Annotated in this window: 22 protein-coding genes and 2 pseudogenes; 7 read left to right on the top strand and 17 right to left on the bottom strand. The window is 71.5% G+C overall.

Features of this window, described 5'->3' with window-relative positions:
* Positions 1–15 precede the first annotated feature (15 nt).
* The gene (gene flgB, locus ACA089_RS04305) at positions 16–432 is read right to left on the bottom strand and encodes a flagellar basal body rod protein FlgB (protein WP_372013683.1); all 417 of its coding nucleotides are present in this window, start codon (positions 430–432) and stop codon (positions 16–18) included.
* Between the two features lie 90 nt (positions 433–522).
* Entirely contained in the window at positions 523–1,470 is a 948-nt protein-coding gene (locus ACA089_RS04300; RefSeq protein ID WP_372013681.1) for a chemotaxis protein, read from the bottom strand.
* 95 nt (positions 1,471–1,565) lie between these two features.
* On the opposite strand from ACA089_RS04300, the gene flgA reads away from it, so the two are divergent.
* From flgA to ACA089_RS04280, 4 genes are all read left to right on the top strand, one after another.
* Positions 1,566–2,216 carry a flagellar basal body P-ring formation chaperone FlgA gene (flgA, locus tag ACA089_RS04295; protein ID WP_372013679.1) on the top strand — a complete coding sequence of 217 codons (651 nt, stop codon included), beginning with the start codon at positions 1,566–1,568 and terminating at the stop codon, positions 2,214–2,216.
* A gap of 99 nt (positions 2,217–2,315) precedes the next feature.
* The gene (gene flgM, locus ACA089_RS04290; protein ID WP_372013677.1) at positions 2,316–2,624 is read left to right on the top strand and encodes a flagellar biosynthesis anti-sigma factor FlgM; all 309 of its coding nucleotides are present in this window, start codon (positions 2,316–2,318) and stop codon (positions 2,622–2,624) included.
* Between the two features lie 18 nt (positions 2,625–2,642).
* Positions 2,643–2,975, top strand: a complete 333-nt coding sequence (locus ACA089_RS04285; protein ID WP_372017652.1) for a flagellar protein FlgN — start codon at positions 2,643–2,645, stop codon at positions 2,973–2,975.
* Between the two features lie 132 nt (positions 2,976–3,107).
* Complete coding sequence (locus tag ACA089_RS04280; protein WP_372017650.1) at positions 3,108–4,256, top strand: ATP-binding protein; 1,149 nt, start codon at positions 3,108–3,110, stop codon at positions 4,254–4,256.
* A 12-nt stretch (positions 4,257–4,268) separates the two neighbouring features.
* Here the strand turns inward: ACA089_RS04280 and ACA089_RS04275 are convergent, their stop codons facing one another.
* Both ACA089_RS04275 and ACA089_RS04270 read right to left on the bottom strand, forming a co-directional pair.
* Complete coding sequence (locus ACA089_RS04275; RefSeq protein WP_372013675.1) at positions 4,269–5,993, bottom strand: EAL domain-containing protein; 1,725 nt, start codon at positions 5,991–5,993, stop codon at positions 4,269–4,271.
* A 5-nt stretch (positions 5,994–5,998) separates the two neighbouring features.
* A complete protein-coding gene (locus ACA089_RS04270; protein WP_372013673.1) occupies positions 5,999–8,053 on the bottom strand; it encodes a sensor histidine kinase in 2,055 nt (684 codons plus the stop codon).
* Between the two features lie 148 nt (positions 8,054–8,201).
* Between ACA089_RS04270 and ACA089_RS04265 the strand changes: the two genes are divergently transcribed.
* Positions 8,202–10,991, top strand: a complete 2,790-nt coding sequence (locus tag ACA089_RS04265) for a bifunctional diguanylate cyclase/phosphodiesterase (RefSeq protein WP_372017648.1) — start codon at positions 8,202–8,204, stop codon at positions 10,989–10,991.
* A 490-nt stretch (positions 10,992–11,481) separates the two neighbouring features.
* Here the strand turns inward: ACA089_RS04265 and ACA089_RS04260 are convergent, their stop codons facing one another.
* From ACA089_RS04260 to ACA089_RS04230, 7 genes and pseudogenes are all read right to left on the bottom strand, one after another.
* On the bottom strand, positions 11,482–11,787 hold the full coding sequence (locus tag ACA089_RS04260) for a hypothetical protein (protein ID WP_372013671.1): 306 nt from the start codon (positions 11,785–11,787) through the stop codon (positions 11,482–11,484).
* Positions 11,788–11,804: 17 nt separating this feature from the next.
* On the bottom strand, positions 11,805–12,998 hold the full coding sequence (locus ACA089_RS04255; RefSeq protein WP_372013670.1) for a methyl-accepting chemotaxis protein: 1,194 nt from the start codon (positions 12,996–12,998) through the stop codon (positions 11,805–11,807).
* 89 nt (positions 12,999–13,087) lie between these two features.
* The gene (hflD, locus tag ACA089_RS04250; RefSeq protein WP_372013668.1) at positions 13,088–13,699 is read right to left on the bottom strand and encodes a high frequency lysogenization protein HflD; all 612 of its coding nucleotides are present in this window, start codon (positions 13,697–13,699) and stop codon (positions 13,088–13,090) included.
* 49 nt (positions 13,700–13,748) lie between these two features.
* Positions 13,749–14,102, bottom strand: a pseudogene (locus ACA089_RS04245) (aminomethyltransferase beta-barrel domain-containing protein); the annotation flags it as partial.
* A 133-nt stretch (positions 14,103–14,235) separates the two neighbouring features.
* Positions 14,236–14,985 (bottom strand): annotated as a pseudogene (gene mnmA, locus ACA089_RS04240) (tRNA 2-thiouridine(34) synthase MnmA); the annotation flags it as partial.
* A 25-nt stretch (positions 14,986–15,010) separates the two neighbouring features.
* Positions 15,011–15,472: an NUDIX hydrolase gene (locus tag ACA089_RS04235; protein ID WP_372013666.1), complete on the bottom strand. Its 462-nt coding sequence runs from the start codon at positions 15,470–15,472 to the stop codon at positions 15,011–15,013.
* Position 15,473: 1 nt separating this feature from the next.
* Positions 15,474–15,980: a hypothetical protein gene (locus ACA089_RS04230; protein ID WP_372013664.1), complete on the bottom strand. Its 507-nt coding sequence runs from the start codon at positions 15,978–15,980 to the stop codon at positions 15,474–15,476.
* Positions 15,981–16,090: 110 nt separating this feature from the next.
* Between ACA089_RS04230 and clpS the strand changes: the two genes are divergently transcribed.
* A complete protein-coding gene (gene clpS, locus ACA089_RS04225; RefSeq protein ID WP_372013663.1) occupies positions 16,091–16,417 on the top strand; it encodes an ATP-dependent Clp protease adapter ClpS in 327 nt (108 codons plus the stop codon).
* Positions 16,418–16,546: 129 nt separating this feature from the next.
* A complete protein-coding gene (gene clpA, locus ACA089_RS04220; RefSeq protein WP_372013661.1) occupies positions 16,547–18,835 on the top strand; it encodes an ATP-dependent Clp protease ATP-binding subunit ClpA in 2,289 nt (762 codons plus the stop codon).
* 33 nt (positions 18,836–18,868) lie between these two features.
* Here clpA and ACA089_RS04215 read toward each other — a convergent pair whose 3' ends face one another.
* The 6 genes from ACA089_RS04215 to trxB form a co-directional block, all read right to left on the bottom strand.
* Positions 18,869–19,234 carry a hypothetical protein gene (locus ACA089_RS04215; RefSeq protein ID WP_372013659.1) on the bottom strand — a complete coding sequence of 122 codons (366 nt, stop codon included), beginning with the start codon at positions 19,232–19,234 and terminating at the stop codon, positions 18,869–18,871.
* Between the two features lie 237 nt (positions 19,235–19,471).
* Positions 19,472–19,840 carry a hypothetical protein gene (locus ACA089_RS04210; protein ID WP_372013658.1) on the bottom strand — a complete coding sequence of 123 codons (369 nt, stop codon included), beginning with the start codon at positions 19,838–19,840 and terminating at the stop codon, positions 19,472–19,474.
* Between the two features lie 231 nt (positions 19,841–20,071).
* Positions 20,072–20,290, bottom strand: coding sequence for a translation initiation factor IF-1 (infA, locus tag ACA089_RS04205; protein WP_052633646.1), 219 nt, complete (start codon positions 20,288–20,290; stop codon positions 20,072–20,074).
* Positions 20,291–20,365: 75 nt separating this feature from the next.
* Complete coding sequence (gene aat / locus ACA089_RS04200; protein WP_372013655.1) at positions 20,366–21,112, bottom strand: leucyl/phenylalanyl-tRNA--protein transferase; 747 nt, start codon at positions 21,110–21,112, stop codon at positions 20,366–20,368.
* 27 nt (positions 21,113–21,139) lie between these two features.
* Positions 21,140–22,270, bottom strand: coding sequence for a GNAT family N-acetyltransferase (locus tag ACA089_RS04195; protein ID WP_372013653.1), 1,131 nt, complete (start codon positions 22,268–22,270; stop codon positions 21,140–21,142).
* A gap of 76 nt (positions 22,271–22,346) precedes the next feature.
* Complete coding sequence (gene trxB / locus ACA089_RS04190; protein ID WP_372013651.1) at positions 22,347–23,300, bottom strand: thioredoxin-disulfide reductase; 954 nt, start codon at positions 23,298–23,300, stop codon at positions 22,347–22,349.
* Between the last annotated feature and the right edge of the window lie 105 nt (positions 23,301–23,405).

Genomic DNA, 23,405 nt, shown 5'->3' with positions numbered 1-23,405 from the left:
CCCTTGCGTGCGGTCTTACTGGCCGGTGATCGCGGTGAGCAGGGTGCGCACCTTGGATTCGACGAAGCTCAGCGAGGCGCGGTACTCCAGCGCGGCGCGGCCATAGGCGGCGCGCTCGGCGTCCGGGTCGACGGTGTTGCCGTCGAGGCTGGGCTGGCTGGCCTGGCGGGTGAGCTGGAACGGCAGGCGACCGGCGGCGATCGCGTCGGACAGGTGGCCCTCGTGGGTGGCCGAGAGCACGCCACCGGGTGCGGCCGCGCCTTCCCGCTGCATCCGTGCCGCGTCCAGCGCGGCGTTGAAGTCGATGTCCTGGGCCTGGTAGCCGGGCGTGTCGGCATTGGCCAGGTTGCTCGCGATCAGCTTCATGCGCTGTTCGCGCAGGGGCAGGGCGTCGGCGTGGACGCCCATGTAGGACGAGATCGGATTGGACATGCCGCCTCCGGACGGACTGGTGCCGTCACTGAGGCAAGCGGCGTGCCAGAACGCCGGTGGCGGGGCGCGCGCCGGGGCCTGGCCGGCCGCTCAGGCGGCGCGGGCGACCTGGTTCAGCCGCGCCAGCACGTGCTCGGCCAGCTCGTGCGGGCTGTACTTGGCGACGAAGGCGTTGGCCCCGACCCGCTCGACCATGGCGTTGTTGAACACCCCCGACAGCGAGGTGTGCAGCAGCACGTAGAGGCCGGCCAGCCCCGGATGGCGACGGATTTCCGTCGTCAGGGTGTAGCCGTCCATGGCCGGCATCTCGATGTCGGAGATGACCATGGCGTAGCGCTCGGCCGGGTTCTCGCCGCCGGCGTGCACCTGCAAGAGGTGGTCCAGCGCCTGGCGGCCGTCCGACAGCAGGGTGACGCCCACCCCCAGCTGGTCCAGCACGCTGCGGATCTGTTGCCGGGCCACGCGCGAGTCGTCCACCACCAGTACCTGCAGCGGCGGGGCGTCGGCGGGCAGGGCCATTTCGGGGGCCAGGGTGGCGTCCATCCGCGCCTGGGTGATGTCGGCCAGCACGCTTTCCACGTCGATCACCTGGATCAGCGCGTCCTGGAAGCGGGTGACCGCGGTCAGGTAGCTGCTCTGCGCGCCCAGGTCCGGCGGCGGGTGGATGTCCTCCACCGCGATGTTGACGATCCGCTCCACCCCGCTCACCAGGAAGCCCTGGACCGAGCGGTTGAACTCGGTCACCACCAGGTAGTGGGTGTCCGGGTCGGCGGCGCCGGCGTCGTGCTCGGGATGGCCGATGGCCAGGCCCAGGTCCAGCACCGGGACCGAGCGGCCGCGCACGTCCGCCACGCCGGCGAACTGGGGCGGCAGCCCGGGCAGCTGGAACAGCGGCGGCCGGCGCAGCACCTCCTGCACCTTGAAGACGTTGACGCCGAACAGCTGCCGCCCGCCGAGGCGGAACAGGAGCAGGGCCAGCCGGTTGTGGCCGGCGAGGCGGGTGCGCTGGTCGATGCGGTTGAGCAGGTTGTGCGCCATGTGCCCGGTATCGGCGCCATCGCCGGCGGCTTGAGCCACCGCCGCGGCACGCCGCTTGCATCGCCCTGGCCGACGTTTTCCGTGCCGAGGCCGCCATGTCCCTGCCGCGCTCCCTGCTCATGTTCCTGCTGGCGTTGCCGATGACGGTGGCGCAGGCCGCCGGCGGCTTCCAGCCGGTGGAATCGATCCGCGCCGCGGCGCTGGGCGCCGTGCCCGGGGGCCAGGCCGAGGCCAGCCTGGACCCCGCGCTGCGCATGCCCGCCTGCGGCCAGCCGCTGCAGGCGCAGCAGGCCTCGGCAGGGACGGTCGAGGTGAGCTGCGCGGATGGCTGGCGTCTGTACGTGCCGGTGAAGGTCCGGCGCACGCAGCCGGTGCTGGTGCTGGCGCGCGGCATCGCCGCGGGCGAGGCCGTCACCGCCGACGCGCTGGCCACCGAGACCCGCGACGCGTCGCGCCTGGCCGGTGCGGCACTGTCCGATCCGGCCCAGGCCAACGGCCGGGTGGCGCGGCGCACCCTGCCGGCCGGCACGGTCCTGTCCGCCGGCGACCTGGTCGCGCCGCGGCTGGTGCGGCGCGGCGACCAGGTGGCGCTGGTGTCGCGGCGGGGCGGGGTCGAGGTCCGGGTCGCCGGGCGCGCCCTGGGCGATGCCGGCGAGGACGAGCGGGTCGCGGTGGAGAACCTGTCCTCCCGGCGCGTGCTGCAGGGGCGGGTCGGCCCCGGCGGCGAGGTCCTGGTCACCCGCTGAGGCGGCCGGCGCCGCCCGCGAAAAAAAACCGCGCACCCCCTAAAGTTTCCCGCAGCCCCCGCCGATACCCCCGGCGTACCCCGTAAAGGACTCACCACCATGAGCCACAAGATCGAAGGCACCCCGCCCCCCGTCGTGCGCAGCACCGGCCCGGTCGGAGGTCGCGTGGCCGCGGCCGGCGCCGACCGTTCCGCGCCCGTGGAAGCCAGCCAGGGCGGCGACAGCCTGCGCCTGACCGGCGAAGCCACCAGCCTGCAGGCCCTCCAGCGCGAGCTCTCCGTGGCCCCGGCGATCGACCAGGCCCGCGTGGCCGAGGTCCGCCAGGCGCTGGAGTCGGGCAGCTACCGCATCGACCCGGCGCGGATCGCCGACCGCATGATCGACCTGGACCGGCAGCTGGGCGGCTGACCCGTGCACGCCGCGGACCTGCCCAGCGACGACGCCCTGGAACGGCTGGCCTCCGCGCTGGCCGACGAGCGCCGCGCGCTGCTCGGCCACGACATCGAACTGCTGGTCCGCTCCACCCACGACAAGCTGGACGCCCTGCGCCGGCTGGAAGCGGAGCTGCCGGACGGACGCGGCGAGCGCCTGTCCGAGCTGGCCGAAGCCAACCGCAGTAATGGCGCGCTGCTGGCGCGCCGCCGGCGCGAGGTCAACTGGGCGCTGCGCCACCTCGGCCGCGCCGAGAGCGCCCCGGCGTACGACGCCCAGGGCCAGGCGCAGCAGCTGCAGGCCCGGCGCGAACTCGCTGTGGTGTGAACGGCGACCGCGGCCGCGCCGGCGCGGCCGGCTAGAATCGTGCGCTGCGAACCCAGGCGCGATGCCGTGAACGACACCCCTGACGCGGGCCGCGTGCCCGACGTGACCACGCTGCAGGCCCTGGGCGACAAGATGCTCGAGGGCATCCTGCTGTACGACGCCGGCAGCCGGCTGCTCTACGCCAATCCGTCCGCGCACGCGCTGTGCCGCGACTGCTACCCGCGCGAACTGTCCACCGGCCTCACCCTGGAGCAGCTGCTGCCGCGCGACGCGCTGGCCCAGGCGCGCGCCGGCGGTCGCTGGAGCGGCCACCTGGCGTTCGGCGAAGACGCGATCCTGATGGTGCACCTGTACTTCGACGGCGCCGGCGCCGGCCACTTCCTGGTGGTGATGCAGGACCTGCGGCAACTGCGCTTCTACGAGCAGGACCTGCTGCGCCGCCACGCGGAACTGAACGTGCGCCTGACCGCCGCGCAGGAAAAGCTGCTGCAATCCGAGAAGCTGGCCTCGATCGGCCAGCTCGCCGCCGGCGTGGCGCACGAGATCAACAACCCGATCGGCTACGTCCACTCCAACCTGGGCAGCCTCCAGGAATACCTGCACAGCCTGTTCGTGCTGATCGACGCCTACGAGCGCGCCCTGCGCTCGCCCGACCCGCGGGCGATGATCCCGGAGATCGACCAGACCCGCTCGCGGCTGGACATCGACTTCATCAGCCGCGACCTGCCGCAGCTGATGACCGAGTCGCGCGAGGGGATCGAGCGGGTCACCCGGATCGTCAAGGACCTCAAGGACTTCTCGCGCAGCGAGCGCGACGAATCGTGGAAGCTCGTCGACCTGCATGCCGGCCTGGAGTCGACGCTCAACATCATCTGGAACGAGCTCAAGTACAACACCACGCTGGAGAAGCACTACGGCACGCTGCCGCCGGTGGAATGCCTGCCGTCGGAGCTCAACCAGGTGTTCATGAACATCCTGATCAACGCCGGACAGGCGATCGGCGAGCGCGGTTCGATCCGGGTCGAGACCGGCCACGACGGCGACGAGGTCTGGGTGGAGATCGCCGACAGCGGCCCGGGCATCCCGCCGGAGGCGCAGCAGCGCATCTTCGACCCGTTCTTCACCACCAAGCCGGTCGGCAAGGGCACCGGCCTGGGCCTGTCGATCTCCTACGGCATCGTCGCCAAGCACCACGGCCGGATCGACGTGGACAGCCGGATGGGCGAGGGGTCGCGCTTCCGCATCGTGCTGCCGGTGCGCCAGCCCCAGCCGGCCGGCTGAGGCGCGCGGCCCTCAGCCGGCGCCGCGCGCCGGCGGCCGGTGCTGGTGGGTGCGGAAGGCCTGGCGGATGTGCTCGCGCAGCTCGTCGTCGTTCCACGGCTTGGTCAGGAAGCGGTAGATCGCGCCGCGGTTGATCGCATCGGTGACCGTGGCCAGGTCGGTGTAGCCGGACAGGACCATGCGCACGGTGTCGGGGTAGAGCATCTTCACCCGGCCCAGGAACTCGGTGCCGCTCATGTCGGACATGCGCTGGTCCGACAGGATCACTTGCACGTCGTTGGTGGCGAGCAGGTCGAAGGCGTCGCGCACGTTGCCAGCGGCCAGGATCCGGTAGCCGTCGCGCCGGAACAGGCGCACCAGCGAGCGCAGCACGTTCTCCTCGTCGTCCACCAGCAGCAGGGTCTGGTCCTGCTTGCTGGCGGCGAACAGTTCCGGGCGCAGGTAGCGGCGGCGCAGCGCCACCCCGGCGGCGTCGGCCGGCATCGGCTCGCCGAACAGGTAGCCCTGGAACACGTCGCAGTCGCTGCGCCGCAGCCAGCCCAGCTGCGCCTCGGTCTCGACCCCGTTGGCGATCACCTTCATGTTCAGCTGGTGGCCCATGGCGATGATCGCGCGCACGATCGCGGTCTCGCGCTCGCCGGCCGGCGAGCTGCGGATGAAGCTGCGGTCGATCTTCAGCTTGTCCACCGGATAGCGCACCAGCGCGCTGAGGCTCGAATCGCCGGTGCCGAAGTTGTCGAGGGCCAGCCCGACGCCCTCGCGCCGCAGCGCGATCAGGCCCTCGTACACCGGAGTGACGTTGGCGGTCAGCGCGCTCTCGTTGATCTCCAGGACCAGGCACTCCGGCGGCACGCCGGCGTGCCGCAGCAGGGCGAGCACCTCGTCCGGGAAGGCCGGGCGCTGCAGCTGCACCGTGGAGACGTTGACGGTGACGAACAGGTCGTCGAACCCCGATTCGCGCCATTGCCGGACCTGGCCGATCGCGTGCTCCAGCACCCACCGGCCGATCTGGACGATCACGCCCAGGCGCTCGGCGGTGGGCATGAAGCGCTCGGGCACCAGCAGGCCAAGGCTGGGCGACTGCCAGCGCAGCAGGGCTTCCATGCCGATCACGCGCCCGTCGCGCGCGCTGATTTCCGGCTGGAAGCGCAGGCGCAGCTCGCCGTTGGGGATCGCATCGACGATCTGGCGCGCGATCACGCTTTCGTTGTGGACGTTCTGCAGGCTCTGGCCGCCGTAGAACTGGATCCGGTCGCCGCCGTGGCTCGACTGGCGCGCCGCGATCTCGGCCATCCGCAGCAGGCCGTCGGCGTCCTGGGCGTGGCCCGGGCACAGGCTCACGCCCAGCTTCACGGTCAGGAACAGGGTGTAGGGCAGCACGCTCAGCGGCAGTTCCGCCTCGCGTTGCAGCTCCCAGGCCATGTCGGTGGCGTCCGGGCTGCCCGGCACCAGCGGGATGGCGGCGATGAACTCGTCGCTGCCGTGACGCCAGAGCCGGCCGCGGCCCTCGAGCGTCTCCTCCAGGCGCCGCGCCAGCAGCTCCAGCGCGAGGTCGCCCACCGCCACGCTCATGTTCTCGTTGACCGAGGCGAAATGGTCGATGTCCAGGTGCACCAGCATCAGCGGCGGCCCGCCGGCCATGGCCGCCTGGACCATGGCCTGGAGCTCGGGATTGGCGGCGCCCAGCCGGGGTGGCGCGGGCCGGGTACCGTCGTCGTAGGGCAGGTGGTTCGGCATCGTGCTCAGGCGGCGGGCTGCTGCGAGTACGGCAGCTGGAGGTGGATGCGGGTGCCGCGGCCGGGCAGGGCGTCGATCCGGAGCTGGCCGCCCACGCTCTGCGCGCGCTCGCGCATGATCACCAGGCCGAGCCCGCTGGCGTCGGCCGGCTCGAAGCCGCGGCCGTCGTCCTCGATCCGCAGCCGCAGCCCGTCCTCGCCGTCGGCCAGCGACAGGCTCACGGCGCGGGCCCGCGCGTGGCGCAGGACGTTGGTGAGCGCTTCCTGCGCGATCCGGAAGCAGGCCTGTTCGACCTCGCGTTCCGGCCGCCGCGGCAGGTCGCGGATGTCCAGGTCGAGCAGCACCGGCGAGTTGCGCAGCAGGATCCCGGCGTGCCAGCGCAGCGCCGCTTCCAGGCCGAGCGCGTCCAGCTGGGGCGGGCGCAGCAGGGTGGACAGGTTGCGCAGCTTGTCCAGGGTGTCGTCGGCGGTGTCGGCCAGCAGCTGCAGGTCTTCCTGGCGCCGCTCCGGGTCCTGCTCGCCCATCGCCGCGTGCGCCGACAGCTTCATCGCGGTGATCGCCTGGCCGATGTCGTCGTGCAGTTCGCGCGAGATCGCCCGGCGTTCGTCCTCCTGGGCGGTGAACAGCTGCCGGCCCATGGCCTGCAGCTCCTGGTTGCTCGCGGCCAGCGCGTAGCGCATCCGCTCCGGTTCGCTCAGGTCGCGCACCACCAGCAGCTTGCACGCCTGCCCGCCGTACCGGGCGTTGCTGCACGACAGCGAGACCCGGAACATGCTGCCGTCGGCGCGGCGCATCAGCGGGGAAGGATCCGCGCCCTGGCCGCCGCCCTGGAGGTAGTCGCGCAGCGGCGCCAGGTCGGAGTCCTCCACCAGGGCCGACAGCGGCTCGCCCAGCAGGCGCTCGCTCTGCCGCCCGAACATGCCCGCGCACGCGGGGTTGGCGTAGATCACGTGGTCGCCGGACAGGATCATCACCGCGTCCGGCAGGATCCGCATGAGCTCGGAGAACTGCTGTTCGCGCTCGCCGAGCAGGCGCCGGGTCTGCTGTTCCTCGGTGACGTCCTGGGCCGTGCCGCGCAGTAACCGCTGGCGGCCCTCGTCCACGGACTGCACGCGCAGGCGCAGCAGCCGCTCCTGGCCGCCGCCGCCGAGGAACGGCAGCAGCACGTCCATCTTGCGCTGCTGGCCGCCGGCCAGTTCGTCCAGCATCTGGTCGAGCTTGGCCTGGTTGACCGGGTCGGCCGCGACGAGCACCTCGTGCAGGGCGCGCGCGCGGTCCTCGGCCGGCGGCTGGCCCAGCAGGTGCTGCAGGATCGGGCTGAAGTGGCCGCGCCGGGTGCGCGCGTCGACCTCGAACGAGCCCAGCCGCGCCAGCCGCTGCGCCTCCTGCAGGCGCGACATGGCCTGCTCGCGCGAGCGCTGCGACTGCAGTTCCACGGTGCGGTCCGACACCACGATCAGGCGGGTCCGCGGACCGCCGGCGGAGGCCAGCTCCGAACTGCGCATCTCCACGTCGCGGTGGCTGCCGTCGGCGATCCGCAGGCGCTCGAGCCTGGCGTAGGGCTGGTCGGGCGCGGCGCGGATGGCGGCCACGCCGGCGTCGTAGTACTCGCGGCTCTCGGCCGGCCAGAGCACGTGCATTTCCATGCCGCGCAGCTCGCCGCGCGACCAGCCCAGGAAGGCGCTGGCGGCCGGGTTGCAATCGAGGATCCGCATGGTGGCCAGGTCGTAGGTCCACATCGGGCTCGGGTTGGCCTCGAACATCTCGCGATAGCGGGCCTCCGAGTCGACGGTCCGCTGCTGGGCGTCGATCATCCGCTCCACCAGCGGCCGCAGCAGCAGGTACAGCACCGCGCCGGTGCCGACCATGTAGCCGATGCCCTTCCAGCTCTGCACGCGGGTGATGGCGTCCGGGTCGCGGAACAGCGCGGCGATGACCTGGTCGCTGAACAGGATCCAGCACACGCCGAGCACCACGTAGAACAGGGCGATCCGCCAGACCATGCCGCGCGCCCTGGTCGCCACCGACGGCGGCGCGGGGGAAGCGGATGGTGCGGGCATGTCCTGTCGAAGCATCGGCTCCCCCATGGCTGACCCGGCAAGCATATCAGCGCCTTCCCGGCGGGCCGCGCCGCGGCGCGCTCAACAATCGTCCGCGGCGGCCGTTACCTGCATGACGGCCCGTTCGGGCGATGCATGGAGTGCATGGGTGGACGCGGGCGCGATCGCAAGCCTGATGCAGCACCCGATCGACAGCGCGCTGCTCGTGCTGGACCGGGACGGCATGCCGCTGGCCGCCAATCCCGCGGCGCAGGCCCTGGGCCTGCAGCACGCGGCCGCGCGCTACGCGCCGCTGCTGCAGGACCTGCGCCGGATCCTCGCCAGCGACGGCCTGCAGGCGGTCGCCTGCAGCCTGCCGGGTCCGCAGCGGCGACTGGACGGCTGGCTGCGCGCGGTGCGCGCACCCGGGGGCGGCGTGCTCGCCTACACCCTGGGCATCCCCGATCCGGAAGGCGCCTCGCGCTGGCAGGTCGCGCTCGACAGCGCCGGCCATGGCCTGTGGGACTGGGACATCGCCGCCAACCGCATCTTCCGCTCCGAAAGCTGGCTGGCGATGCTCGGCTACACCGCCGACGATGCGCCCGATGCCAGCCTGGAGTCGGCGCTGGCGCTGGTCCACCCCGACGACATCGAGCGCGTGCGCCGCAGCGTGCGCGCGCACCTGGACGGCCACGCCGGGGTGTACGCCGGCGAGCACCGCGTGCGCCACCGCGACGGCAGCTGGCGCTGGGTCCGCGACAGCGGCCGGGTGGTCGCATGGTCGGCCGACGGCCAGCCCCTGCGCATGGTCGGCACGCACACCGCGATCGACGAGCAGAAGCAGCTCGAGGGCGAGCTGCGGCGCCAGCAGGCGCTGCTAGAGGAGATCCAGCGGATCGCGGCGATGGTGCCCTGGTCGTGGGATCCGCGACTCGACGCCGGCTGGTGGCCGGCCGACCTGTACCACCTCACCGGCCATCCCTACCGTCCGCGCGATTCGGCCCGCGCATGGCTGCGGCGGCTGCCGCGGCCGGCCGCGGCCGCCCTGCGCGCGGCGTGGCGGCGGATGCGCCGCGACGGCCAGCCGGTCCACTTCGACATGGACCTGCACGACGTGCACGGTGCGCCGCTGCAGCTGCACGCCTGGGCGCGGCCGGAGCTCGACGCCGCCGGCCATATCGTCCGCGTACTGGGCCAGGTCCAGGACGTCACCGCCCAGCGCAGCGCCGATGCGCTGCTGCGCTGGCGCACCGAGCTGCTGGACCGGGTCTCGGCGCTGGGCCACATCGGCGGCTGCGAGATCGAACCGGTCAGCCGCCGCGTGCAGTGGACCGAGGAGTGCTGCCGGATCCACGGCTTGCCGCCGGGGCCGCTGGCGCTGGACGACGCGCTGGCGCTGTACACCCGCGATTCGCGCCAGGCGTTCGAGGCGGCGCTGTCGCGGCTGGCCGCCGGCGGCCCCCCCGAGCAGCTGGAGCTGTGCTTCTACCGCGGCAGCGGGCAGCGGGTGTGGGTCCAGGTGCTGGTCGAGACCGACGGCCGCCGCGGGCTCGCCCCGCGCCTGGTCGCGCTGTTCCGCGACATCACCCGCGAACGCGAGACCAGCGAACGCATCGAACTGCTCTCGCACTACGACCTGCTCACCGGCCTGCCGAACCGTTCGCTGCTGCGCGCCCAGGCCGAAGAGGCGATCGCCGCCGCCCAGGACGGCGGCGGGGCCGAGGCGCTGGGGCTGCTGCTGTTCGACCTCGACGGGTTCAAGAACATCAACGATTCCTTCGGCCATGCGGCCGGCGACGCGATGCTCAAGGCCGCCGCCGGGCGCATGCACCACGCGCTGGGCAACGGCGAGCTGTTCGGCCGCCTGGGCGGCGACGAGTTCCTGGTGGTCCTGCGCGGCGCCGACCCGGCCGCCGCCGAGGCGCTCGCCGGCCGCCTGATCGACGTGCTCTCCGAGCCCCTGGCCTTCGGCAGCGAGCAGCTCAAGGTCGGCGCCAGCGCCGGCATCGCGCTGCTCGGCCGCGACGGCGGCGCCTTCGACGACCTGCTGCGCGCGGCCCACGCGGCGCTGAGGGTCGCGCGCGAGCGCGGCCGCAACAGCTGGCAGCTGCACAACGAGGACATCCACCGCCAGACCCGGCGCCGGCTCGAGATCGAGCATTCGCTGCGCGGCGCGCTGGAGCGCGAGGAATTCAGCCTGGTGTACCAGCCGCAGGTCAGCCTGCGCGATGGGCAGGCCCCGGGCGTGGAGGCGCTGCTGCGCTGGCACCGTCCGGCGGGGCTCTGCCATCCCGGCGAGTTCATCCCGGTGGCCGAGCAGTGCGGGGAGATCGTGCGCCTCGGCGAATGGGTCATCGCCGAGGCCTGCCGCCAGGCGGTGGCCTGGCACGCGGCGGGCCTGGATTTCGGGCGAATCGCGGTGAACGTGTCCGGCGTGCAGCTGCGCGACCGCGGCTTCGCCGAGCGGGTGGTGGCCCTGTGCCAGCGCGCCGGCTGGCCGCCCGGCCGGCTCGAGCTCGAGCTCACCGAATCGGCGCTGATCGTCGACAGCGACAGCCTGCGCCACTGCTTCCAGGTGTTCGAGCGCCATGGCGTCCAGCTGGCGGTCGACGACTTCGGCACCGGCTTCTCCAACCTGCAGTACCTCAACCGGTTCCCGGTCCAGCGCCTGAAGATCGACCGCAGCTTCGTCACCGACATGCTGCGCGATCCCAATGCCGGCGAGGTGACCCAGGCCATCATCCACCTCGGCCATGCGCTTGGCATGCGCGTGGTGGCCGAGGGCGTGGAGACGCTCGAGGAGCAGGCCCAGCTGGCCCGCTGGGGCTGCGACGAGATCCAGGGCTACCTCTACACGCGCCCGCTGCCGCCACGCGAACTGGCGCAGTGGCTGCGCCAGCTGTCCGGCGAACCCGGGCCTGCCGCCTGGGCCGCCGGGGTGGCCTCGCACGGCCGCTGATCCGCGGCCATCGCCACGGTCGGCGCTGCGCGCCGCGGCGCACGGGTGCGCGGCTCCATTGCCGCCTACGTTCCGATCTGCCGACCCCGCTCGCGGCTCGACGCCGTGACGCGCCGAGCCGGATGCAGGCGCGCCCGCCCCGGCAAGCAGGCATTGCAGTGCACGACGGCGCCCGGGCAGCTACCAGTCCGTTCGCTGTGCGTCGATGCGCCCCCGCGCCCGCCTGCATCGCCGCCACGTTCCGTGTCCCGCGCCGCGCGTCCATGCAGGCGGCGGCTCCGACCCGCGCGCTCACCTCCTGCGCTTGGCCGAAGGCGGTCCCCGTACGTGGATGGCGTGGCGTGACGCCGCACGCGGAAGGCCGCTGCGGGTCGGGCGCTTGCGGTACGGCAAGGCGACCGGATCGCCCGCCTGCGACATGCAATCGGCTGCAGAGCGCAGCGGGTCGCGGCGAGTGGTGCAACCTGCGGCCCAGCCCGCCGCCGCCGCTTCAGGAGGCCGGGGCGTCCAGGTCCCAGCCGATATAGGCGGAGAGTTCGCCACCTTCGTCGCGCGTGCCATGCACGAGGGGATGGGCCCGCGCGATTTCGGCCCCGGCGAGCTGCTCGAGCTGGTCCAGCAGCCGCTGCCGGGCGGCCGGGCGGCCGTAGATCGGAGTGCCGGCTTCCGCGGCGGCCGCGAGCAGGGCGGCCAGCGCGTCGTCGGCGGGGACTGCAGCAGCCGCGGGAACGGCGCAGGCCCCGGCGCGTGGCCGGGGCCTGGGGGTGGAACCTTCCGCGGCGGAACGGGAAGCCATGCCGGAGCGGTCCGGGTTCAGAACAGTTCCACCGTGCCGGCGCCCATGTTCTGCTGGGCGACGGGCTTGTGCGGCGGCTGTTCCCATTCGCCGCGCAGGTCGCGCAGGCGCTGGCCCAGGCGCTGCAGGGCGCGCAGCAGGTCCTCGTCGGCCGCGCCGTTGCTGCGGTGGAGCAGCTCCTGCAGGGCCAGGGCCTCGCGGTTGATCGCGTCCAGCCGGTCCAGGTGGATGTGCGCGCCGCCCAGGGCCTGGGTGGCGATGTCCTCGAACTGCAGGGCGCGCACCGCCTCGGCGACGGAGCCGTCGATGGCGCGGCCGCACTCGGAGATCTCGCGCATGCCGTCGCCCAGCGAGCTGTTGATCGCCGCGACGTTCTGCAGCATCTGCGCCGCCTCGGCACGGGCCTCGCGGGAGCGGTCGAGGTCGCGCGAAGCCATCTGCGTGACCGTCTCGCGGACCTTGTGGATCGCGTCCTTGGAGCTGTGCGCCAGCTTGCGGATCTGCTCGTTGAAGGTGGTCGAGCGCTCGGACAGGTTGCGCACCTCGTCGGCGACCACCGCGAAGCCGCGGCCGGCCTCGCCGGCGCGGGCGGCTTCGATCGCCGCGTTCAACGCCAGCAGGTTGGTCTGGTCGGCGATCGACTTCACGTCCTCGAGCAGGGCGAAGATTCCGTCCAGGTGCTGCGCCATCTGGTCGATGTGCTGGACCGTGACGTTGCTCTGGCCGGCGACCTGTTCCAGCGCCTCGACCAGCTGCTCCATGCGGGAGCTGGCGTGCTGGGCGAACCGGGCGACGTCGACGCCGCCGGCGCCGTCCTGGTCGGCGATGATCCGCGCCATGGCCGTGCCCTGCTGGCGCGACTTGCGGTTCATCGCCTCGAAGCTGCCGCCCAGGCCGGAGACGGCCTGGCGGATCAGGTCGCGGGCGCGTTCGATCTCGTGGCGCGAGCCGTCGATCTCCTTGCCGACGAAGCTGCGCAGGTCGCCGAGCAGCTGTTCCTGCTCGCGTACCACGCGCTGGTGCTCGGGCGAGAGCGCCGCGGCGGCGGGGCCACGCAGCAGGAGCCAGGCCGCGAAGCCGAACCAGCTCAGGGTCAGGGTGGTGAGGATTGCCCAACGCACCGCCGCGGGCCATTCGAGGCCGACGGCGATGGGAGCGAGGAGGGTCAGCACCAGCGGTGCGGCCATGCGGATGAGCAATCGGGAGTCCATGGGCGATCTCTGCGGAACCACGTTCGCAGTATCGGCCGCTGCCCCGGGTGCTTTAGGACCGGACGGCACGCGGCCGACCGGTTCAGCTTTCATCCCAGGTGCCGCTGGACCGCTTCGGCCATCGCCCGGCGCGCGAGCAGGAACTGCCACTGGCTGCCGCCCAGCTGCCGCCAGAGCATCGCCGAACGCACCGCAGCCAGCAGCAGGGCGCGGATCTCCGAGACCACCCCGGCCTGGCCGAGGTAGTGCGGATTGCCCTGGACCATGATCCGCGGCCGCAGGTGGCTGATGGTGTCGGCGTACAGCCCGCCCAGCGCGGACAGCACGTCGGGATGAATGCTGCCGTGCGCCTCGGCCCGCGGCGCGATCGCGGCGATGCCGTTGCCGACGGCGGCCAGCGTGCCGGGTTCGCCGGAAAAACGGCGCTCCAGCTGCAGCGTGGCCAGCGCCAGCCGCGGCAGCAGCGGGTCCTCGCCGCGGTTGGTGAGGTAGTCGGCCAGCGCGCGCAGCCCCGGTGCCAGCATCCGCGAGCCTCCGTACACCTGTCCGGGGCTGTCGGCATCGATCCGGAACACGCTGTCGAGGACCGGTTGTGCGGCGGCGGTGTGGCTCTGGCCGCTCTCGGCGATCCGCCGTACCTGCTGCAGGGATTGCGCGAGGCCGGCGAGGGCCAGTACGCGGTCGTCGTAGGAATGGCTCATGCCGCCATTCTACCCGTGCGGCGCGCGCGGGCGGCCGTGGCCTGCCGCGTCATGCCGCGGGCGAGGGTGCATCGGTGCCGGCGATCACCGCGCCGCCGATGCACGCGGGGCCGTCGTACAGCACCAGCGACTGGCCGGGCGTGGCGGCGCGCTGCGCGCGGACGAAGCGCACCGCGACGGTGCCGTCGTCGTTGACCTGCACGTGGCAGGGCTCCTCCTGCTGCCGGTAGCGCACCTGGGCGGTGCAGTCGAATGCGGCGGCGGGCGGAGCGCCCTCGATCCAGTGCATCGCCTCGGTCCGCAGCGCATGCGAGAGCAGCCACGGGCTGTCGCGATCCTGGTCCACGTACAGGATGTTGGCGGCCACGTCCTTGCCGACCACGTACCAGGGCGCGGCCGCGCGGCCGCGCACGCCCCCCCGGGTCAGGCCCGCGCGCGGGCCTGACCCGGGGGGGCGGGCGCGGCCGCGCGGCCGCGCCCGCCCCCCCGGGTCAGGCCCGCGCGCGGGCCTGACCCGGGGGGGCGGGCGCGGCCGCGCGGCCGCGCACGCCACCGATGTTCAGGCCCTCGCGCTGGCCGAGGGTGAAATAGAACACCCCCGGATGGGTGCCGACCCGGATTCCCTGGGGATCACGGATTTCGCCCGGTTGCGCCGGCAGGTAGCGCCCCAGGAACTCGCGGAAGTCGCGTTCGCCGATGAAGCAGATGCCGGTCGAGTCCTTCTTGGCATGGGTGGGCAGGGCGGCCTCGCGGGCGAGCTGCCGCACCTGCGCCTTGGGCAGGTGGCCGATCGGGAACAGCGTGGCGGCCAGCTGGCCCTGGCCGAGCTGGTGCAGGAAATAGCTCTGGTCCTTGTCGCGGTCGGCGCCGCGCAGCAGGCGCCAGCGGCCCCGCTCGCGGACGACCTGCGCGTAGTGGCCGGTGGCGATGCGTTCGGCGCCCAGTTCGCGCGCCGCATCGAGGAAGTGCTTGAACTTCACTTCCCGGTTGCACAGCACGTCCGGGTTGGGGGTGCGCCCGGCCGCGTACTCGGCCAGGAAATGCTCGAACACGCCGCCCCAGTATTCCTTGGCGAAATCGCGGAAGTGGAACGGGATGCCCAGGCGGCCGCACACCGCGACCGCGTCGCGGCGATCCTCCTCGGCGCGGCACTCGCCGCTGCCGTCGTCGTCCCAGTTCTGCATGAACAGCCCGGCCAGCGGTTCGTCCGTGCGGGCCAGGAGCAGGGCCGCGACCGACGAATCGACGCCCCCCGACACGCCGACGACGGTCCGGGGCGTACTCATGCCGTGCCCCTGCCGGTGGCGGCGCTCACAGCGACTGCACCAGGTGCAACGGCTGGCGCCGGCCCGCCAGCCAGTCCGCGGCCACCCGCCATACCAGCGGGCTGCGGTGCCGCGCGGCCTGGGCCTGCAACTCGCCGGGCGGAAGCCACAGCGCCCGCTCGATGCCCTCGTCCAGCCGGCGGGCAGGGTGGTGGACCCGCGCCGTCCCCGCGAAGGCGAAACGCAGGTAGTGCTGGCCACCCGGAGCGGTCCACTGGTACGCGCCGACGAACGCGTCCAGGCCGATCTCCCAGCCAGTCTCCTCGAGGGTTTCGCGCACCGCCGCTTCGGCCAGGCTCTCCCCGGGCTCGAGGTGGCCGGCGGGCTGGTTGAGCACCAGCCGGTCGTCGATCCGCTCTTCGACCATGAGCAGCAGGCCTTCGCGCGCGACCACGCTGGCCACCGTCACGTCCACGCGCCAGTCCCGGCCGGGCAGGGCGCCTGCCACGTCAGAGTTCGTCGCTGCCCGGGTCACCGGCCAGTTCCTTCTCCATCTCGTCGGCACTGGTCACCGCCGCGGTGATGGCGTCTTCCAGCGCTTCGGCGTCGGCATCGGCGTCGATCTTGACCACCATCAGCGCGTGCCCGCCTTGCTTGACCCAGGCGCCGAGCTTGAGGTCGTGGGAGGCCTCGAGCAGCCGGTTGGCCACCGGCCCCGGGAATGCGGCCGTGGGCGAGCGGTAGGCCGGCGACCAGATCTCGCGGACCCGGTACCGGCCGTAGCTCTCCACCGGCGAGCGCACGAACACCAGCTGCGTGCGCCGGTCGTCGTCCACCGACATGGTCATCTTGTAGTCGCCGTCCTCGTCGATCTCGTAGCGGTAGCCGAGCTGGTCGAGCAGCACGGCGACCGCCGGATCGGCCTTGGGCTTGGCGGCGGCTGGCGCGGGCGCGGCCATGACCGGCCGGGCGGCGAGAACCAGCAAAAGGACGGCAATGCTGCGGATGGCGAACATGGGACTCCCGGAGTAGGCGTGCGTGGGGCGGCGCGAAAGGACGGCAACGGACGACATTGTCCGGCAGCGGCCGCGATCGAGTCCATTGGCGCTGCCCGTATAATCGGCGCATGCCCCACGTCCCCCGACACGAACACGAACACGAACACGGCACCCTGGTCGACCCGGCCAAGCCGGAGGTCGCCCCCCCGCCGATGTACCAGGTGGTCCTGCTCAACGACGACTACACCCCGATGGACTTCGTGGTAGCCGTGCTGCAGCAGTTTTTCGCCCTGGACCTGGAACGCGCCACCCAGGTCATGCTCCATGTCCACACGCGCGGGCGCGGCGTGTGCGGGGTCTTCACGCGCGAGGTGGCCGAATCCAAGGTGGCCCAGGTGAACGAGTTCTCCCGGATGAACCAGCACCCGCTCCTGTGCACGATGGAAAAGGCCTGACGGACGCGACCGGGGCCCCGGGGCCCCGGCCGGTCGCCGGGCAGGACGCTGGCTGAACGCAGCGATCCGCGGGGGTTGTGGAATTCCGGGCAACAGGCCGCATATTGTTGGCAATCCCCGGAGTCCGCCATGTTCAGCAAAGACCTCGAACAGACCATCGGCCAGTGCTACAAGCGCGCCCGCGAAGCACGCCATGAATTCATGACGGTCGAGCACCTGCTGCTGGCGCTGCTCGACAACCCCTCCGCCCAGGCCGTGCTCAGGGCCTGTGGCGCCGATTCCAACCGCCTGCGCGGCGAGCTCGACCAGGCCATCGAGGCCTCGGTCTCGCGCCTGGCCGAGGACGACGGCCGCGACACCCAGCCCACGCTCGGCTTCCAGCGCGTGCTGCAGCGCGCGGTCTACCACGTGCAGTCCTCCGGCAAGAAGGAGGTCACCGGCGCCAACGTGCTGGTCGCCATCTTCGGCGAGAAGGACTCGCACGCCGTCTACTTCCTCACCCAGCAGGACGTGACCCGCCTGGACGTGGTCAATTACCTCTCGCACGGCATTGCCAAGCTCGGCGACGAGCAGGACGGCGGCAGCGCGCCGGCGCCGGGTGACGGCGAGGGCAAGGCCGAGGCGGGCGACGGCGAGGGCAAGACCGACGCCCTGGCCGAATATGCGACCAACCTCAACGAGCAGGCGCGCAACGGCAAGATCGACCCGCTGGTCGGCCGTGCGGACGAGATCGAGCGCACCATCCAGGTGCTGTGCCGCCGGCGGAAGAACAATCCCCTGTACGTCGGCGAGGCCGGCGTGGGCAAGACCGCGATCGCCGAGGGCCTGGCCAAGCGGATCGTGGAAGGCGAGGTGCCCGACGTGCTGTCCGACGCGGTGATCTACGCGCTGGACCTCGGCGCGCTGGTGGCCGGCACGAAGTACCGCGGCGATTTCGAGAAGCGCCTGAAGGGCGTGCTGTCGGCGATCAAGAAGATCCCGGGCGCGATCCTGTTCATCGACGAGATCCACACCATCATCGGCGCCGGCTCGGCGTCGGGCGGGACCATGGACGCGTCGAACCTGATCAAGCCGGCCCTGGCGTCCGGCGAGCTGCGCTGCATCGGGTCGACCACCTTCCAGGAGTACCGCGGCATCTTCGAGAAGGACCGTGCACTGGCGCGGCGCTTCCAGAAGATCGACATCGTCGAGCCGACCGTGGGCGAGGCCTACGAGATCCTGCAGGGCCTGAAGCCCCGCTACGAGGCCCACCATGGCGTGACCTACGCCGACGACGCGATCCAGGCGGCGGTGGACCTGTCGGTCAAGCACATCGCCGACCGGCTGCTGCCGGACAAGGCGATCGACGTGATCGACGAGGCCGGCGCGCGCCAGCGGCTGCTGCCGCTGGAAACGCGCAAGGAGCTGATCGACGTCGAGGAGATCGAGACCATCGTCGCCAAGATGGCGCGGATCCCGGCCAAGCAGGTCAGCGCCACCGACAAGGACGTGCTCCAGCACCTGGAGCGCAACCTGAAGATGGTGATCTTCGGCCAGGACCCGGCGATCGAGACGCTCGCCTCGGCGATCAAGCTGGCGCGCAGCGGCCTGGGCAACCCGGACAAGCCGATCGGCAACTTCCTGTTCGCCGGCCCGACCGGCGTGGGCAAGACCGAGGTGACCAAGCAGCTCGCGCTGCAGCTGGGCATCGAGCTGGTCCGCTTCGACATGTCCGAGTACATGGAGCCGCACTCGGTGTCGCGCCTGATCGGCGCGCCTCCCGGCTACGTCGGCTTCGACCAGGGCGGCCTGCTGACCGAGAAGATCGTCAAGACGCCGCACTGCGTGCTGCTGCTGGACGAGGTCGAGAAGGCGCACCCGGACATCTTCAACATCCTGCTGCAGGTCATGGACCGCGGCGTGCTGACCGACACCAACGGGCGCGAAGCGAACTTCAAGAACGTGGTGGTGGTGATGACGACCAACGCCGGCGCGGCGCAGGCCTCGCGGCGTTCGATCGGTTTCACCCGCCAGGACCATTCCACCGATGCGATGGAAGTGATCCGGCGCAGCTTCAGCCCGGAGTTCCGCAACCGCCTCGACGCGATCGTGCAATTCCAGCCGCTGGGCTTCGACCATATCCTGCGGGTGGTGGACAAGTTCATCATCGAGCTGGAGATGCAGCTCAACGAGAAGCACGTGGCGCTCTCGGCATCGCCGAATGCGCGCGAGTGGCTGGCCCAGCACGGCTTCGACCCGCTGATGGGCGCGCGGCCGATGGCGCGGGTGATCCAGGAGAAGATCAAGCGTCCGCTCGCCGACGAGCTGCTGTTCGGCAAGCTGGTCGATGGCGGCCGGGTGAACATCGACGTGCGCGATGGCGACCTGGTGGTCGAAAGCCAGTCCGAGCCCGAGCGCCTGTTGCCGGTGACCGTCTGAGGCGCGCCGCGCTGCCCGGGCACGACTGCCCGGCTAGCGCGCGCCGGGCGCGGCCTCCGCCACCGGTTGCGACGGAAGCTCGCGGATCCGCTTGACCAGGCAGATGTCCTGGCCGGTCTGGACGCGGGTGCCGGTAGGACATATCCGTCCGTCGACGCCGCGGGCCCGGATCGAAACCGCATCCACCGAGCGCAGCGAATTGCACGCGTCGCGCAGTTCGATCAGGTAATAGCGGGTGCCATCGCGCAACGTGAGCGCCGACATGTTGCCGGTGCGCAGCACATCGCGGTCCGGGCCCAGGTCCACGCATTCGCCGATGGGCGGCCCGGGGTCCTTTGCTTGGGCGATGGAAGCTGCGCCGGCGAGAAGGATCGCGGAGATCGCGTGCTTGGTATCCATGGCGGGCTGCCCGGCTCCGGTCCGGATTGGACCGTGCTCAGGCTAGGACCGGTGCGGATCCTGCAAATCTGCCGGTGGTGACAGTGACGCTGGTCATTGGTGCGGAAGTCCCCGTGACTTCCGGCGGCGGCCCGTGGACAGCAGAACGCCGCGGAGCCCCGCGGCGCCAGGGCAATGGCAGGACCGCCGCCGCCCGCCACGACGAGTAGACGGGAGGCGGCGGTCCTGCGCCGGGGATCAGCGCGTGGCGCGCTTCTTCAGCGTGGCGAACTGCTCGGCGTCGATGGACTCGACCTTGCCGACGCTGCACGTCGAGCGGTTGGTCTTGACCCGGGTGCCCTTCGGGCACAGCCGGTTGGTGGTGCCGTCGGTGTCGATCTCGATGGACGAGGCGGTCGACAGCGAGCTGCAGTCGCCGCGGAACCCGACGCGGTAGTGGGAGTCACCGTCGCGCAGCAGCATGCTCTGTGCGCCGCCGCCACGGACGATTTCCTGGTTGGCGGAGAGGTCGACGCAATCGGTGAGGGCGGTGGTATCGGCCGCGTTGGCGGCAAAGGCGGTGCCAGCAATCAGGGCGGCAAGACAGATGCGCTTCGTGATGTTCATGGCGATCGGGGGTTCGGGGTCCGGTCCGGATTGGACCGTGCACAGGCTATGCGCCCCCCTTCGAGCGGGAATCTGCCTATGGTGACAATGACCAAGGTCATGCAGGGCCCGCTGGTAATACCGCGTTCATCCGCGTCGGGTAAGGCGGAGCGTCCAGTCGCCCCAAAAACAAAAAAGGCGGCCCGTGGCCGCCTTCTCGTGTCGGCGGGCGACACCGTCGCCCCGCACGGATCACTTCATGCGATAGGTGATCCGGCCCTTCGTCAGATCGTAGGGCGTCATCTCGACCTTCACCTTGTCGCCGGTGAGGATGCGGATGTAGTTCTTGCGCATGCGGCCGGAGATGTGGGCGATGATCTCGTGCCCGTTCTCCAGGCGTACCCGGAACGTGGTGTTGGGCAGCGTCTCGATGACGGTGCCTTCGAACTCGATGGAGTCGTCTTTCGACATGCGGTTCCAGATAGGCGCGGGCGGGCGGAAAGCCGGGCATTTTACGCGAGGCTGGCCGCAAAGGCAAAAAATGTGTTAACGGGCGAGCGGGGCGGCCAATGCGGCAACCTCCGGGGCCCCGAAAGCCGCCGTCCAGCTGCCGTTATCGCCGGGTTGCGCTGCCAGCGCGGCGACCGCCTCCAGGAAACGGGGGCGCGGCCAGGCTTCGCCCCCCAGCGAGTACAGGTGCGGGTTCTCCACCTGGGCGTCCAGCAGCGGCCAGCCCAGCCGGTGCAGGTGCCGGGCGAGCATCGCGAGCGCCGCCTTGGAGCCCCCGGAGCGGGCACTGAACATGCTCTCGCCGAAGAACATGCGGCCGATCGCCACACCATAGATGCCACCGACCAGCACATCTCCTTCAAACACTTCCACCGAGTGGGCATGGCCCAGCCGGTGCAGGCGCGAATAGGCCTGCCGCATCTGCGGGGTGATCCACGTCCCTTCCTGGCCGGGCCGCGGGATCGTGGCGCAGGCCTGCACCACCGCATCGAACGCGGTATCGGCGCGCGCATGCCAGCCGCGGTGCCGCAGATCGCGCAGCAGGCGGGAGGACAGGCGCACCGCGTCGGTCCGGAAGACCATGCGCGGGTCAGGGCACCACCACAGGATCGGCTGGCCAGCCGAATACCAGGGGAAGATGCCGGCGCGGTACGCCGCCAGCAGTCGGGTGGGCGAGAGGTCGCCGCCGATCGCGAGCAGGCCCTCCGGCTCGCGCAGTGCCTCGGCGCCCGGCGGGAACGGGGCATGCGGATCGTCGGGCAGCAGGTAAGGACGGTGGGCCATCGAGGGGGCGGAGGGGCGGCCGGGTGTTCAGGAGGGCGCGCGGAATGGCGAATGCCTGGCCAAGTTCGCCGCGTAGCGTTGCACCGCGCGCGCCTCGTCCGCACACCAGTCGTGCAGGGCCTCCTGGAAACGGGGATCGGCGATGCGGTGGCGGCTGTGGACGATGGCCGGCAGGAAGCCGCGCGCCAGCTTGTGCTCGCCCTGCGCGCCGGGCTCGAACCGGGCAAGGCCCTGTTCCAGGCAGTAGTCGATGCCCTGGTAGTAGCAGGTCTCGAAGTGCAGGCCTGGCAGCTGCGTGTCACTGCCCCAGTAGCGGCCGTACAGCGTGTCCGCACCCCGCAGGCACAGCGCACCGGCCACGGGCTGATCGTCGTTCATTGCAAGTATTATCAATAAGTTGCGAGGAATTTCTCGCGCAATGTATCCGATGAAATCCCGGGTCAGGGCCGGGGCGTTGCCGTACTCCCGGAAGGTCTGGACATAGAAGCGGTGGATCGCGTCGAGGTCGGCCTCGGAGGCCTCGTCGCCATGGACGCGGCGGAAGCCGATTCCGCTCCGTCGCACCCGGGCCCGTTCCTGGCGGATGTTCTTGCGGTGCTTGTGGTCCATGGCCGCCAGGAATCCGTCGAAGTCCGCCCAGCCATCGCGGTTGTGCCAGTGGTACTGGACATCGATCCGCGCCAGCCATTCGCCGTCGAACAGGGCGTCCTCGGCGTCGGTATGGAAATTGACGTGGGCCGAGGACAGGTCCTGCTCGCCCAGACGCGCGACCATGGCCGCCAGCAGCGCCCGCCGCCCGGCGTCGTCGCGGGCCAGCAGGCGGGGACCGGTCACCGGCGAATAGGGCACGGCGAACAGCCACTTGGGGAAGTAGTCCAGCCCATGCCGGGCATAGGCCTGCGCCCAGGCGTGGTCGAACACGAATTCGCCATGCGAGTTGGTCTTGAGGTAGCCCGGTGCCGCGGCGACCAGCGCATCGCCATCCCAGAGGGTGAGGTGGCGCGGGCTCCAGCCCCATTCCGCGCGCAGGCAGCCATGCCGTTCAAGGCCTTCGAGGAACGCGTGGTGCAGGAACGGGTTGCGACCGTCGTGCAGCGCATCCCAGCGTGCCGGTTCGACGTCTCCCAGCGCCGCCAGTTCGCGAACACGCAGGGTCATGGCCGCCCGTGCGGACCGGCGCGGCGCATCCGGGTGTCAGTCGGCCGCCGTGCCGGCACGGGACGGCGGCGACGCATCAGGCGCCCTTGTCGAGGTAGCGCTCGGCATCCAGCGCGGCCATGCAGCCGAAACCGGCCGAGGTGATCGCCTGGCGGTAGTGCTGGTCGGCGACGTCGCCGGCGGCGAACACGCCCTCGACCGAGGTCTGCGTCGCGTTGCCGCCCAACCCGGAGCGGATTTCCAGGTAGCCGTTGTCCATCGCCAGCTGGCCTTCGAACAGGCCGGTGTTGGGGTGGTGGCCGATGGCGACGAAGAAGCCGTGTGCGGCGAGGTCGCGGGTGCTGCCGTCGATCACCGACTTCACCCGCACGCCGGTGACGCCGGCGTCGTCGCCGAGCACCTCGTCGACGGTGTGGTGCCATACCGGTTCGATCCGGCCGGCCTCGATCTTCGCGAACAGCTTGTCCTGCATGATCTTCTCCGCGCGCAGGGTGTCGCGGCGGTGCACGAGGTAGACCTTGCGGGCGATGTTGGACAGGTACAGCGCCTCCTCGACGGCGGTATTGCCGCCGCCGACCACGACCACGTCCTGATCGCGGTAGAAGAAGCCGTCGCAGGTCGCGCAGGCCGATACGCCGCGACCCTTGAACTTTTCCTCCGACTCGATGCCCAGGTACTTGGCGGTCGCACCGGTCGCGATGACCAGGGCGTCGCAGGTGTAGGTCGCGTTGTCGCCCGACAGGGTGAACGGCTTCTTCGACAGGTCCGCCGTGTGGATGTGGTCGAAGATCACCTCGGTGTCGAAGCGCTCGGCGTGCGCCTGCATCCTCGCCATCAGGTCCGGGCCCATGAGGCCGTGGGCATCGCCCGGCCAGTTGTCCACTTCCGTGGTGGTCATCAGCTGGCCGCCCTGCTGCAGGCCGGTGATCACGACCGGCTTGAGGTTGGCGCGCGCGGCATAGACGGCGGCGGTCCAGCCGGCGGGGCCGGAACCGAGGATGAGCAGGCGCGAGTGCTTGGTGGCGGTCATTCGATCCGTGGCGGGGCAGGGAAGTCAGCGCATAGAGTGGCGGTCGCACCGGGGCGAATCAAGGCGAGCACGCCGCGCGCGACCCCTGCGGCCGGCTTCGGCAGG

It is taken from the genome of Pseudoxanthomonas fibrivorans, assembly GCF_041464125.1.
In the GTDB taxonomy this organism is placed as follows: Bacteria; Pseudomonadota; Gammaproteobacteria; order Xanthomonadales; family Xanthomonadaceae; genus Pseudoxanthomonas.
The sequence above is the reverse complement of the archived record's forward strand: the minus strand, read 5'-3'. Positions and strand labels throughout refer to the sequence as shown.

What these genes read in the sequence shown, in the direction of transcription:
- flgB (WP_372013683.1), bottom strand. Translation starts at nt 432, where the DNA reads ATGTCCAATCCGATCTCGTCCTACATGGGCGTCCACGCCGACGCCCTG.
- ACA089_RS04300 (WP_372013681.1), bottom strand. Translation starts at nt 1,470, where the DNA reads ATGGCGCACAACCTGCTCAACCGCATCGACCAGCGCACCCGCCTCGCC.
- flgA (WP_372013679.1), top strand. Translation starts at nt 1,566, where the DNA reads ATGTCCCTGCCGCGCTCCCTGCTCATGTTCCTGCTGGCGTTGCCGATG.
- flgM (WP_372013677.1), top strand. Translation starts at nt 2,316, where the DNA reads ATGAGCCACAAGATCGAAGGCACCCCGCCCCCCGTCGTGCGCAGCACC.
- ACA089_RS04280 (WP_372017650.1), top strand. Translation starts at nt 3,108, where the DNA reads ATGCTCGAGGGCATCCTGCTGTACGACGCCGGCAGCCGGCTGCTCTAC.
- ACA089_RS04275 (WP_372013675.1), bottom strand. Translation starts at nt 5,993, where the DNA reads ATGCCGAACCACCTGCCCTACGACGACGGTACCCGGCCCGCGCCACCC.
- ACA089_RS04270 (WP_372013673.1), bottom strand. Translation starts at nt 8,053, where the DNA reads ATGCCCGCACCATCCGCTTCCCCCGCGCCGCCGTCGGTGGCGACCAGG.
- ACA089_RS04260 (WP_372013671.1), bottom strand. Translation starts at nt 11,787, where the DNA reads ATGGCTTCCCGTTCCGCCGCGGAAGGTTCCACCCCCAGGCCCCGGCCA.
- ACA089_RS04255 (WP_372013670.1), bottom strand. Translation starts at nt 12,998, where the DNA reads ATGGACTCCCGATTGCTCATCCGCATGGCCGCACCGCTGGTGCTGACC.
- hflD (WP_372013668.1), bottom strand. Translation starts at nt 13,699, where the DNA reads ATGAGCCATTCCTACGACGACCGCGTACTGGCCCTCGCCGGCCTCGCG.
- ACA089_RS04230 (WP_372013664.1), bottom strand. Translation starts at nt 15,980, where the DNA reads ATGTTCGCCATCCGCAGCATTGCCGTCCTTTTGCTGGTTCTCGCCGCC.
- clpS (WP_372013663.1), top strand. Translation starts at nt 16,091, where the DNA reads ATGCCCCACGTCCCCCGACACGAACACGAACACGAACACGGCACCCTG.
- clpA (WP_372013661.1), top strand. Translation starts at nt 16,547, where the DNA reads ATGTTCAGCAAAGACCTCGAACAGACCATCGGCCAGTGCTACAAGCGC.
- ACA089_RS04215 (WP_372013659.1), bottom strand. Translation starts at nt 19,234, where the DNA reads ATGGATACCAAGCACGCGATCTCCGCGATCCTTCTCGCCGGCGCAGCT.
- ACA089_RS04210 (WP_372013658.1), bottom strand. Translation starts at nt 19,840, where the DNA reads ATGAACATCACGAAGCGCATCTGTCTTGCCGCCCTGATTGCTGGCACC.
- infA (WP_052633646.1), bottom strand. Translation starts at nt 20,290, where the DNA reads ATGTCGAAAGACGACTCCATCGAGTTCGAAGGCACCGTCATCGAGACG.
- aat (WP_372013655.1), bottom strand. Translation starts at nt 21,112, where the DNA reads ATGGCCCACCGTCCTTACCTGCTGCCCGACGATCCGCATGCCCCGTTC.
- ACA089_RS04195 (WP_372013653.1), bottom strand. Translation starts at nt 22,270, where the DNA reads ATGACCCTGCGTGTTCGCGAACTGGCGGCGCTGGGAGACGTCGAACCG.
- trxB (WP_372013651.1), bottom strand. Translation starts at nt 23,300, where the DNA reads ATGACCGCCACCAAGCACTCGCGCCTGCTCATCCTCGGTTCCGGCCCC.